Raw genomic sequence first — 11885 nt, forward strand, 5'->3', positions numbered from 1 at the left:
AGGTAATCTTCTGAAACGATCCCCCGGTAGGTGGTCCTCCAGCTATGCACATGGATGTAAGCGAGGCTCCCTGCGTCTTGCAGTTCTGCCTTTCTATAGTGCATCCGTTTTCACCTCACTCGCTTGGGTAAGTTTTTTCAGTTTCCTTTCTTCTATTAGGAAAAGCGTGACACCGGTCATGATGACCATGCCGCCCATCACCTGAGTCATCAGTACTTTTTCCCCTAATAGCCAATAGGCGAGGAGAGATGCGCCGATTGGTTCAAAGAGGATGGCCATGGAGATCGTCGAGGTACTTAACCATTTTAACGACCAATTAAACAATGTATGCCCAAGTAGCGTCGGGATGATGGCAAGAAGAAGGAAATAGATCCAATCTTCTTTCGGGTAAGGTCCCAGACTTTCAGATCGAAAAAGGACATAGAGTAATAAGACGATAGAGCTTAAGACATAAACGAGGTATGTATATGTCATAAGAGATAGCCGTTTTCTGATTGTCTGCCCGAATAAGAGGTATCCCGTTATAAGGGCGCATGCAATCAAAGCCAAAATATCTCCCCATAAAGCGCTGCCGCTTATCCGGAAGTCCCCCCAGCTGATGATGAAACTCCCTACAACGGCTAAGACAGCGGATAATAAAGCCTTTGCCGTTAACTTCTCCTGAAAGAATAGGTACGCACCGATAAAAGCGAATAACGGTTGCAGCGTGACAAGCACCGTGGAACTTGCAACGGAAGTGTAGTGTAAGGATTCAAACCAAAGGATGAAATGAAACGCCAGGAATACACCGGCTAAAATCGAAAACATCCAGTCTCTCAGAGTAATAAGTTTCAATTCCTTCACATACTTTAAGAAAAATACCGGGGACATTATAAGAACGGTGAAAAACAACCGATAAAATGCCAAAATGCCTGATGGCGCACTCGATACCTTCACTAAGATGGCAGAGGTGGAAACGGAGATGACTCCGATAGCAAGTATAAGGTATGGATTTACTTTCGCATCCGACATGACAGACCTCCTGATATATGTTGTTCATTGCTCTATTTTATAATCAGACGAATCGAATTACTACATGAATTTTTTTGTAGTCTGGAAGGATTGGAGGGGGATGGATGGAGCTATTAGATACGACATTCTTGATAAAACTCGGTGTTTCAGCCGTATTGGGATTGATTATAGGTCTAGAGAGGGAATTGAAGAGAAAGCCTGTAGGACTGAAGACGTCTCTTGTCATCTGCATTGTGAGTTGTTTATTAACGATTGTGTCCATGGAATCCGCCTATCTTTCTGAGGGTTCGGACAAAGTGAATATCACCATGGACCCGCTTCGATTAGCCGCTCAGATTGTTTCGGGTATCGGCTTCCTGGGAGCAGGTGTCATCCTGCGCAAAGGAAACGATAGTATTTCAGGTTTGACCACTGCCGCGATGATTTGGGGGGCAGCAGGAATAGGGATAGCCGTCGGTGCAGGCTTTTATTTCGAAGCAACTGCGGGGGTCCTCCTTTTGATCGTATCTGTAGAAGTGGTCCCTATCATCATCACTTACTTAGGTCCAAAACGCCTGAGGGAAAAAGAATTGTCCCTTCGCGCCACGATATCCGAAAAGAAGGAGATCAAGTCGATCATTGAAAAAATCAAAGCCGAAGAGATCACCATTGAAAATATCCGGATCAAAGACTTGAAGAATCAACACCATCTATTAGAGTTAAAGATCATTGTTGACTTCAGGAAAAAGACGGTAGACATTTACTACACCATTTCAGAAATAGAAGGAATCAAGGATGTAGAGATCGAGAGCTTATAAACGTAACAAAGAACGAGGGAATTTCCCTCGTTCTTTTTTGTTCTTCTCCCGGCTATTTTACAGGTTTCTTCAAGAAGCCTACCATTAGCGCTGTAATGACGGACCCGATCAGAACCGCCAGTAGATATAGGAATGGATTTCCTTCCACTACAGGGAAGACGAATAATCCCCCATGCGGTGCAGGTAAACCAATCCCAAAGAACATGGTCAATGCCCCTGCAATCGCAGATCCCGTCACAATCGAAGGAATCACACGGAATGGATCCGCTGCTGCAAAAGGAATCGCTCCTTCGGTAATAAAGGAAGCGCCCATAAAGTAAGCTGCGATACCCGCTTTCCGCTCATTATCATTGAACTTCTTCTTAAATAATGTCGTGGCCATGGCGAGTCCCAATGGAGGTACCATCCCTCCTGCCATGATGGCCGCATGGGGTGCCAGGTTCCCGCCTTCTATCATGGCGATCCCGAACGTGAAGGCCGCTTTGTTGATGGGACCTCCCATGTCGACAGCCATCATTCCCCCCAGGATCAACCCAAGTAATATCAAGTTTCCTGTTCCGAGACCATCAAGCCAGTTCTGTATGCCTGTATTGAGTGCACTTAGAGGTTCAACCAGGAATTGAAGCATGATCACCCCTGTAATGAAAATACCAAGTAACGGATAAATGAGTACCGGTTTGATTCCTTCCAAAGCGGAAGGGAAATTCTTAGTTAATCGTTTAATTCCAAGTACGACATAACCGGCTAAGAAACCGGCAATGATTCCGCCTAAAAATCCACTTTGACCCGTTGCTGCAATTAATCCGCCTACCATACCAGGGGCAAACCCCGGTCTGTCGGCTATACTCATGGCAATGAACCCTGCAAGGACAGGAACCATCAGGTAAAAGGCATTCCCTCCACCGATCGTATTCAAGATCGCCGCAAACTCATTGTACTCCGGAGAATCAGGGTTTGCTGACTGAATGCCGAATAAGAAGGAGATGGCAATCAGGATCCCTCCCCCTACCACGAACGGAAGCATGTTGGATACACCATTCATAAGGTGCTTATAGAACCCCGATTTTTGCTTTTTCTCAGAGCCCTTATCGGAATCTTTCTCCTGCTCTCCCCCTTTATATATCGGGGCGTCTTTTTTCATGGCTTGATTCAATAGTTCTTCAGGACGTCTGATCGCTTCCGCCACAGGAACTTCGATGACGTGTTTTCCTTTGAACCGATTCATTTCCACTTTCGTGTCCGCTGCGACAATGATGGCTATGGCACTTTCAATTTCTTCTTGTGTCAGGATGTTCTTTGCCCCTCCTGAACCATTTGTCTCTACTTTCAGATTCACATCCATCGTTTTCGCTTTCGCCTTTAGTGCATCAGCTGCCATATACGTATGAGCGATCCCTGTGGGACAAGCCGTGACAGCAAGGATCTTCCCCCCCGGAGCGGACGTTTCAGCGGTCGTTTCTTCTTCGTCCTCACCATCATGAGTATTAATGATTTCCAATACCTCTTCTTTTGTACCAGCGTTCAACAGTGCTTTCCGTACATCCATATCCATCAGCATGGACGAAAGGCGACTGAGTGCCTCTAAATGGGTTTGATTCGCCCCTTCAGTCGCTGCAATCATGAAAAACAAATGAGCTGGTGCGCCATCAAGAGATTCATAATCAACACCCTCTTCTGATTTTCCGAATGCAATCGCAGGTGCTTTAACAGCGGATGTTTTCGCATGGGGAATCGCAATTCCTTCCCCGATCCCCGTCGTACTCTGTGCTTCCCGATTAAGGATCGCTTTCTTGAATTCATCACGGTCCTGCAATTTACCACTTTGATCCAAAACGGATACCAGCTCGTCAATGACTCCGTTTTTCGAATGAGAAGATACATGAAGCTGAATCGTATCTTTTGTCAGTAATTCCGTTATTCTCATTTTGAATTCCCCCTCTATATGTTTGTAATCTGAATGTCTTCGAATAATCTTTCCACGTGTTCAGATGAACAGAGACCAATGGAATAGGCAGTCGCCGACCCGGCTGAGGTACCCAAGCGGAAAGAATCCTTCACGCTCCATCCCCTCGAAAGGCCGGCAAGGAATCCGGCGACCGTTGAATCCCCTGCACCGACCGAGCTTTTCAATTCCCCCTTAGGTACAGAAGAATAAAACATCCCATTATCAGTCAGCAGGAGTGCACCTTTTTCAGCCATTGATACCATGACGTTTTCAACACCGGTATCTTTGAGTTTCTTTCCGTAATGTACCGCTTTTTCAATAGAGTCGATCTTTACATCAAACATTTCCCCGAGCTCATGATGATTCGGCTTGATGAGGAATGGCTTTAAAGGCAGGACCGGTTCAATCAATTTTTTCTCAGCATCGATGATCACTTTCGTCCCTTGTTTTTGACATTGAGCGGCAATCTCCTGATAAAATGTCTTTGGAACCGAAGCAGGTATGCTTCCGGCAAGCACAATCATGTCATCTGCCGTCAAGGAAGATATTTGATCGAGCAGCTCCCGGATGTTCTCTTCGCTGATGGAAGGCCCGCTTCCGTTTATTTCCGTTTCATCATCCGCCTTCACCTTGACGTTTATGCGAGAGGCTTCCTTTACCTCGACAAACTCTGTCCTGATATCCTCTTGGTTCAAAAATTGTTTGATGTACTCCCCCGTGTATCCCCCTGCAAATCCAAGTGCCACACTATCCACGTTCAATATGTGTAAAACGCGGGAAACATTGATCCCCTTCCCCCCTGGAAAGGCACTTTCTGCACTGCTCCGGTTAAGACCGCCTTTTTGAAAGGAGTCCAGTTCCATAATGTAATCCACAGAAGGGTTCAGTGTTAATGTATATATCATGTTGTCACAACCTTTATTGTAGTTTGATTCCTCATTGCCTGATCATGCTCTTCATCCAAAGTGTTTGTAATGATCATCGCTTTATCGAGATCCACTATTTTACTGAAAGCAATTTCACCGAATTTAGAATCGTCGGCAAGGAACATAGCTTCTCTTGATAACTCAATGGCCATCCGCTTCACCAGGGCCTCTTCAGGATCTGGCGTGGTGAATCCATATTGTGCATGCACCCCGTTTGCCCCCATAAATGCTTTATCAAATCGGTATTGTCGGAGGGAATCCAGTGCCCCACTACCGACCATCGCTCTCGTTACGGGCTTGACGTACCCACCGATCATATAGGTTTTAAATCCTTTTTGAAGCAGGGCTTCCACATGGGTCAATCCATTCGTGACGACGACAATGTCTTTTTCAGGAAGATGATCGATCAGACTCAAGGTAGTCGTACCGGCATCCAGATAGATGCAATCCCCTTCTTCCACCAGAGAGGCTGCGTATTGGCCGATTACCTGTTTTTCATGAAGGCTTTTGGATGATTTTTCAGAAACGCTCAATTCCTTCAATTTCCCTTGCAGCTTTGACGCCCCGCCATGAATCCTTTTCAGGTATTTTTCCTGCTCCAGCTGCGTTAAGTCCCTGCGAATCGTTGACTCTGAGGCATTCGTTGCATCTACGATATCCTGGATCTTGATCGCATCCTTCTCCTTCAATAAGTCTAAAATGACTCGATGACGTTCCTCGGTTAACATGGCCTCTCCTACTTTCTCCGATCGTTTGTTACCTTCATTATAATGAGAACGGTTACAAATATCAATCATTTTTAATCAAAAACTATCATAATCAATCATATTACAATCAAAAGTGAGCAGTCGATGTTTTTTCCTGTTGAAACCTTTCTATTTTTCAGCTGCTGATTTTTCACACATAATCAGCAGCTGAACGAACCACTCCTACCCACAACAAAAAAAAGCCAGCCCCCCACCATCATGGTGAAAGGACTGGCTTACTATACCCGAATTACTCGTGAGACTCTTCCTGAGAAGCTTCAGGATTTTCTGCGCTTTTCGGATTCGGGTTTATATATTGATAATCTGAACGATCGATTTGTTTATAGCCTTCTGGTTTGTAGAAACGAAGTAAGTCTTCATATACTACTTTATCTGAAAGTTCGAGACGTTTCGTAGCTTCTTTAGACGCATCTTCACATGCGTTGCTTCCTTCTTCTACAGGTTGACCCGTTTCGTTATCGTAACATACTCCTTTGATATCAGAGTATTCAGGTGTAATGACGTCTCCATTTCGGAAAGGTACGATTTGTTTACGATCTTTGGACAGTAAGTCCTGACCAAAACTGATAAAGTCCCTGTTATCCACCCCAAGAAGGTTGAATAGTGTTTCACGGACGTCTATTTGACCACCGTATGTGTGGTTGACTTCACCCTCGACCCCTGGAGCAATGATGAATAAAGGAACGCGTTGAAGCTGTGCATTTTTGAAATCTGTGATTTCTTCGCCTGTGACTTGTTCCATTGCTTTATTATGGTTTTCAGAAATACCATAGTGATCACCGTAAAGGACGATGACGGTATCATCATATAGTCCACTTTCTTTCAGGTCATTAAAGAATTGTTCCAACGCTGAATCCATATAGTGGGCCGTTTGGAAATAACGGTTCACTACACCATCGCCAAATTGACCCGGTTCGAAGTCTGTATCATTCTCATGACGATCGAACGGGAAGTGGTTCGATAGGGAAATGAATTTCGTATAGAACGGCTGTGGTAATTTTTCAAGCATCGGCATGGATTCTTCAAAGAACGGCTTATCCTTCAATCCATACGGAAGCTGCTCTTCCGGATTACTCATATCATAATACGTTGCATCGTAGAACTCATCATATCCCATCGTTCGATACATTTCAGAACGGTTCCAGAACGTTTTATAGTTTCCGTGGAACGCTGCTGAAGTATATCCTTCACCTTTTAAGATTCCAGGTGCTGATTGCAACGTGTTGTTGGCGTTCGTCATGTAGACGGCACCCTGAGGTAATCCGTATAATCCATTCTCCATGATGAATTCGGCATCGGATGTCTTCCCTTGACCAGTCTGGTGGAAGAAATTATCGAAATAGATCGCATCTTCTTTTTCCACTAATGAGTTAAGGAATGGCGTTACCTCTTGCCCATCGATTTCTTTCCCGATCACAAAGTTTTGCAGGGATTCCATCGATACATAAATGACGTTTTTCCCTTTTGCTTTACCGAAGTATTCAGGGTTAGGGTCCACTTTGTTTGCTTTCACAAAGTTCTCTACTTCTGATACTTCATTACTGTCTGCCAGGGCACGCTTGGCAGATGTCTTGGAATTCTGGATCACATCATAAATCGTAAAGTTGTGTGTACCAAGATACTTCACAAGATAGTTACGGTCAAAGCTTCGTGTCAATAGTTCTGGACGGTCGATTTCTGCAAGGCCAAGGTTCAGTAAGAACACAAGGACTGCTGATGTCATGACCGCGAATACTGAACGGAAACGTAATTTTTCCTGTGGTTTCACTTTCTTCATAATCATCAGTCCGATGATTATGAACAGGTCAGAGAAGTACAGGATGTCGATAGGACTCAATAATTCCAGTGCACTTCCTCCAAGTCCGTTATTTGTCTTCGCCTGAAGTAATACCGGAACTGTAATGAAGTCATTAAAGAAACGATAGTATACGACGTTCGCATAGAGGACAAAGGACATCAGGAAGTTAATGACGATGAATGCGATATACCGCCCCTTGCCTTTCCAGAATAATGCGAGAGCAAAGAATAAGAGAGCTGAGCTTAATGGGTTAAGAAATAAAAGAAAATGCTGAAGCGCATTTTGTATTCCTAGATTAAATTCGGCTAAATATACCGCGTAGGTCTTGATCCAAAACAATACGACGACTGTAAAGAAGAACGATAACTTCCCACTGCGCATATCTTCAACCTGTCTTTTAAAGAAGTTCATACTTCATCACCTTTTTTATTGTATTTAATTTGTAGCACTTATTAGCATCATTTGAGTAAGGAAATGTTAAGCGAATGTAAATCCAATCGAATCAACAACGAGTATTATAACAAAAATTGATTTCATGTGTATAACAATTTGCGGTAAATGTATCATAAATATTTCATGGGAATTCGACAAACGCTGCTAATTACGGTGCGGAATCCTTTTCTGACAAGGGTTAAGGAATTTTGAACAAGAAGTGAACGCCCCATATATTCCCACTATGGTGGTTGAATATACTTCCATTGTTAAAAATATCCTTGTTTTGTTTGCTCAGTGTAAACTAATTCCCTATATATCTTTACGTAAAACATAAACGTCTAATGAAATTATTACCAGTAAGCATAGACCTTCCCCTTTATTATGCTCCATCCTTACATATTTACCTTTTGAAAATCGGACTTATCGAGCTCTTTTACTTTGTTTTCCTTCAATGGGCGGTAGGCTGCCTTAAATTTCTTTTTATAATAGGACTGTCCGCTCGTTGCCTGTACATATCCTTCGATCATGAACGAAACCGATAGCATCGTCGCAGAAAAAAACAGGATCGGCGTCAACGGTATCCATGGTGCCCCTTGAAGATAGCGAAAGGAATCGCCTATCAGGCCGGACCATTCATACGTAATCGATCTTGGCGGGTCATGTACCATCTGATAGTCCACGTCCGTACCACCCAAGAATAAGGTGAGTAACCCCAGATGTATGAAAATGACGAGTGTTTGCATGAATTGCTGTCCCAATAAAATGACGAGCTTTTCTTTCATGGAAGGTAAGATATGCTTAAAGATGATTCTCCACTTCCCTGCCCCCAATGTTTTCGCACTGAAAACGAATTCCTGCTTGTACACTAGTGACACTTCATTTCCCAGGAGCGCAGATAAGATCGGAACGATAAGCAGCGTTAATATGAGAATCTCGATGACGAACCGCTCGACGAGGGAAGTGGAAAATCCTTCGAACGGTTCCCAAAGGACCGGCTGCAGCAAAAAATAAGCAAGAATCGTCAAAGGGATGTAATGGAAGGAATCGATCCATCCATTGATGTATTTTTTATACTTCATCAGAAAGGTTCCCAGTATCAAACCGAGGGGAATCGATAAAAATACCCTTAAGAAGGCAATCACAAAGGCCGTTAAGATTGTATATTTTGCCCCGATGATGATTTTACCGAGCAAATCAAGCCCTTGGGCATCCGTCCCGAATGGAAATAACCACTTCGGTGAAATCGGGGAAGATTCCACGACAACGCCTTCTTCAGAGATAAAATACAATCTTCTGATCTCGTTCCCCCACACAAACGAATAGAAGAAGCTTGACACAATCATCACAGAAATGAAAGTGAATCCAATTAGAAAGAATGGGTTTTTCCATACGCTTTTCTTCATATTAAATTTCCTCCCCTTTGTTGGCCTTTTTAGAGAGCACGATCTCTCCAACCGTATAGAAGACAAACAGAGGAATGAAAATCGAAAGAATCGCGATTGTAAACATTTTCGGCTGTAGCGTCGACTTCAGGAAACGGGTGATCCCGGCGATATTGAATAAAAGCTCCAGAACGAATAAATTGGACAGCATGAACCATACTGTTTTCTTCGATTGAAAAAAGACGGAGATAATGGCATTCCTTAATATATGGAATGTTAAGATCACCAGTTTCCCCAATCCGATTGATTGAGCAAGTGTCACATAGTCTTTTCCTTCTTCCCTTTCAAAAGAAAGGATTGAAATTCTGAACAGCTGTACCGTAGGCAATACTGCCAACACAAGGATGGGAAGAAAATACGCTTTTTCCGTTGCTACGGAAGCAATCTCAAAAAACAGGATGCCTGTCTGCTTGTACAGATAGAGGACAATCAGCTGTGATAGCAGGATGACCAGAACATCGGGCATTGATTCGAATAAATATAAGAAGAATTTGATTCGATTTCGTTTTTTCTGTGAAAACAGCATGGTGAAAATCGTGAGGAGGATACTTAAGAAACTTGCGAGAAGAAAAGCGGAAAATAAAATGATTAGTGAATAGAAGATCGGTTCCCATAAATAAGGGAACAGGTCACGTTCCTTCTCTCCACCGATTACCACGTATGTTAAATCCCCGGCGTGAAACAGGGCATATACAATTTCTTTTACGGATTGCCAGTACGCCTGCAAGTTCAATTCCCGCTCGCCAATACCCGAAAGCAGGACGGGCAGGCCGCCTATAAAAATGATCCCTATGATCGATAATAGGAATTTAACTACTACACCACCTATAACTTTCAATACTCTGTCCTCCGGTTTACAATGTTACTTTTAATAGTATCATAGAACGGAAGATTTTATACATTTTTTCCCTTTTATTTAAAAAAAGGGGAAAAAGACCGGAGTCCCCTATATGGACTCCGGTCCTTTTGCAATCAGATTTTGGACAATTTATTCAACACAAATGTTTCGACCACTTCTGCTACTCCGTCTTCCATATTGGAAGATGTAACGTAATCCGCCTTTTCCTTCATGTCATCCGGGGCGTTACCCATGGCGACTCCGAGGCCGGCAAATTCAATCATGGTCAGATCATTGTAGCTGTCCCCGATGGCAATGACTTCCTCGGGCTTGATTCCCATAGGTTTGATCAGATAGTCAAGGCTTGCTCCTTTTGTGACACCAAGCTGGGTGAATTCAAGGAAGAAGGGCTTTGATCGCATCACGCTGAGTTCACCGTCAAGCTCGGCTTGTAGCTTTTTCTCCACTTCTGCCAGATAATCGGCTTCTTTCAGCATAAGAGCTTTCACGACCGGTCCCGTGATCGCTTCCTTAAAATCCGGAACGACTTTCACCGGTAGGCCCGTCAGGTCACTTTCTATAGAAGCAAATTGATTTTTTTCTTCTACTATAATGGCGTCTTCTGCATAAGTCAGAATACCTACATCTTCTCGCTTACTTATGTCATATAAGGAATGTGCCGTTTCAGCTGAAAGGGTTCGGCTGTATTTCTCTTCCTTTGTCTTGCAATCTATGATTTTCGATCCGTTGAAAGGGAGAATGTAGCTTCCGTAATGATCGAGTTTCAATTCTTCCGCTACCCAACGCATTCCCTGGGTAGGACGTCCGGATGCAAGGACGACTTTCACTCCGGCTTCCTGCGCCTGTATGAGGGCATCTTTTGTGCGGTTTGAAATCGTTTGGTCATCCCGTAGTAATGTATCATCTAAATCAAGTACGATCATTTTATAGCTCATTAAGAACATCCTTTCAGGAAATTCAATTTTATATTATCTTACTATAACATCTATTGGTGATTTTGAAAAAGGGTTTACCTTTATGCGATTGGAAAGAGCGAGTGCAGGTTGATTTCCGCTGCAGGTGCTCGCTTCTGCGGGGCGTGAGGATTGAATAGATTCATTAGCATTATGGTATGCTGAAAGAAAAACTGAAAGCGGGAACAGAATGATTACGACATATTTTGAAAAAATCCAGGAAAAACTTCACGTGGTTCAAACGAAAGAAGCAGACAAAATGGCCAGTCTTGCCCAACGCATTTCTTCCTGCATCCAACAAGACGGCATCATCCACCTTTTCGGGTGCGGCCACTCTCACATCCTCTCTGAAGAGGTCTTCTACAGAGCAGGTGGACTGGTTCCCATCAACCCGATTTTGATTGAGCCCCTCATGCTCCACGAAGGAGCCGTACGGTCTTCTCAATTAGAAAGAGCAGAAGGATTTGCGTCAGAGTTCATGAGTGGAGAGGATATTCAGCCTCAAGACGTGGTGATCGTCCTCTCCACCTCTGGAAAGAACCCTGTTCCTATCGACGTTGCTCTTCATGCGAAGGAAAAGGGCGCTTATGTTGCTTCCATCAGCTCCTTTGACTACGTAGAAAAAGAAACATCAAGGCATCCAAGCGGGAAATTTCTTAGTGAAGTAGTGGATCTTGCCATGAACAATCACTCCGTCGTTGGTGATGCTGTCATGACCGATGAACGGGTGGCTGTTCCATTTTCACCTTCCTCAACCGTCGTCGGAGCTGCGATTTTGAATAGTATCATGGCCGGTGCCATCGGACACATGGCGGAAAGAGGGTTTGAGCCGCCTATCTTCATCAGCGGAAACGTGGATGGTGCAGGGGATCATAATGAAAGGTTGATCGAGAAGTACCGCAGACGGATTCCCCTGTTAACAAAAGGACTGTAATCAAAAAGGAGCAGGATC

Annotated in this window: 11 protein-coding genes (1 of these 11 cut by a window edge); 2 read left to right on the forward strand and 9 right to left on the reverse strand. The window is 43.8% G+C overall.

Translation table 11 applies throughout. The features are described from left to right. Together AC0VXY_RS18295 and AC0VXY_RS18300 are read right to left on the reverse strand one after the other, a co-directional pair. Positions 1-104, reverse strand: partial view of an N-acetyltransferase family protein gene (locus AC0VXY_RS18295; RefSeq protein WP_475526112.1) — the beginning only. 397 nt of this gene lie to the left of the window's left edge; the window shows 104 of its 501 coding nt (coding positions 1-104); it begins with the start codon at positions 102-104; the stop codon falls past the left edge of the window. Next, entirely contained in the window at positions 94-1011 is a 918-nt protein-coding gene (locus tag AC0VXY_RS18300; RefSeq protein ID WP_475526113.1) for a DMT family transporter, read from the reverse strand. Before AC0VXY_RS18300 ends, AC0VXY_RS18295 begins: the two co-directional genes overlap by 11 nt. Before the next feature lie 104 nt (positions 1012-1115). On the opposite strand from AC0VXY_RS18300, the gene AC0VXY_RS18305 reads away from it, so the two are divergent. Then, positions 1116-1808 carry an MgtC/SapB family protein gene (locus AC0VXY_RS18305; protein ID WP_435989512.1) on the forward strand — a complete coding sequence of 231 codons (693 nt, stop codon included), beginning with the start codon at positions 1116-1118 and terminating at the stop codon, positions 1806-1808. Positions 1809-1860: 52 nt separating this feature from the next. Here AC0VXY_RS18305 and AC0VXY_RS18310 read toward each other — a convergent pair whose 3' ends face one another. The 7 genes from AC0VXY_RS18310 to AC0VXY_RS18340 all read right to left on the reverse strand — a co-directional run bounded on the left by AC0VXY_RS18310 (position 1861) and on the right by AC0VXY_RS18340 (position 10915). Continuing rightward, positions 1861-3732 (reverse strand): PTS fructose transporter subunit IIABC, encoded by a 1872-nt coding sequence (locus AC0VXY_RS18310; protein WP_435989511.1) that lies wholly within the window; start codon positions 3730-3732, stop codon positions 1861-1863. Between the two features lie 14 nt (positions 3733-3746). Then, on the reverse strand, positions 3747-4658 hold the full coding sequence (pfkB, locus tag AC0VXY_RS18315; protein ID WP_435989510.1) for a 1-phosphofructokinase: 912 nt from the start codon (positions 4656-4658) through the stop codon (positions 3747-3749). Beyond that, positions 4655-5407: a DeoR/GlpR family DNA-binding transcription regulator gene (locus tag AC0VXY_RS18320; RefSeq protein ID WP_435989509.1), complete on the reverse strand. Its 753-nt coding sequence runs from the start codon at positions 5405-5407 to the stop codon at positions 4655-4657. The genes pfkB and AC0VXY_RS18320 overlap by 4 nt, the downstream gene beginning before the upstream one ends. Before the next feature lie 268 nt (positions 5408-5675). After that, positions 5676-7655, reverse strand: coding sequence for a lipoteichoic acid synthase (gene ltaS / locus AC0VXY_RS18325; protein WP_475526114.1), 1980 nt, complete (start codon positions 7653-7655; stop codon positions 5676-5678). Positions 7656-8071: 416 nt separating this feature from the next. Next, positions 8072-9082 carry an ABC transporter permease subunit gene (locus tag AC0VXY_RS18330; RefSeq protein WP_475526115.1) on the reverse strand — a complete coding sequence of 337 codons (1011 nt, stop codon included), beginning with the start codon at positions 9080-9082 and terminating at the stop codon, positions 8072-8074. 1 nt (position 9083) lies between these two features. Further along, on the reverse strand, positions 9084-9959 hold the full coding sequence (locus AC0VXY_RS18335; RefSeq protein WP_435989506.1) for an ABC transporter permease subunit: 876 nt from the start codon (positions 9957-9959) through the stop codon (positions 9084-9086). 134 nt (positions 9960-10093) lie between these two features. Further along, on the reverse strand, positions 10094-10915 hold the full coding sequence (locus AC0VXY_RS18340) for a Cof-type HAD-IIB family hydrolase (protein ID WP_435989505.1): 822 nt from the start codon (positions 10913-10915) through the stop codon (positions 10094-10096). A gap of 208 nt (positions 10916-11123) precedes the next feature. Here AC0VXY_RS18340 and AC0VXY_RS18345 point away from each other — a divergent pair, with 208 nt between their 5' ends. Continuing rightward, complete coding sequence (locus AC0VXY_RS18345) at positions 11124-11867, forward strand: SIS domain-containing protein (RefSeq protein WP_435989504.1); 744 nt, start codon at positions 11124-11126, stop codon at positions 11865-11867. Positions 11868-11885: the final 18 nt, after the last annotated feature.

Source organism: Rossellomorea sp. QJM3NY_18, from assembly GCF_056173145.1.

Coding starts and splice junctions, on each gene's coding strand:
- AC0VXY_RS18300 (WP_475526113.1), bottom strand. CDS start 1,011: ATGTCGGATGCGAAAGTAAATCCATACCTTATACTTGCTATCGGAGTC.
- AC0VXY_RS18305 (WP_435989512.1), top strand. CDS start 1,116: ATGGAGCTATTAGATACGACATTCTTGATAAAACTCGGTGTTTCAGCC.
- AC0VXY_RS18310 (WP_435989511.1), bottom strand. CDS start 3,732: ATGAGAATAACGGAATTACTGACAAAAGATACGATTCAGCTTCATGTA.
- pfkB (WP_435989510.1), bottom strand. CDS start 4,658: ATGATATATACATTAACACTGAACCCTTCTGTGGATTACATTATGGAA.
- AC0VXY_RS18320 (WP_435989509.1), bottom strand. CDS start 5,407: ATGTTAACCGAGGAACGTCATCGAGTCATTTTAGACTTATTGAAGGAG.
- ltaS (WP_475526114.1), bottom strand. CDS start 7,655: ATGAACTTCTTTAAAAGACAGGTTGAAGATATGCGCAGTGGGAAGTTA.
- AC0VXY_RS18330 (WP_475526115.1), bottom strand. CDS start 9,082: ATGAAGAAAAGCGTATGGAAAAACCCATTCTTTCTAATTGGATTCACT.
- AC0VXY_RS18340 (WP_435989505.1), bottom strand. CDS start 10,915: ATGAGCTATAAAATGATCGTACTTGATTTAGATGATACATTACTACGG.
- AC0VXY_RS18345 (WP_435989504.1), top strand. CDS start 11,124: ATGATTACGACATATTTTGAAAAAATCCAGGAAAAACTTCACGTGGTT.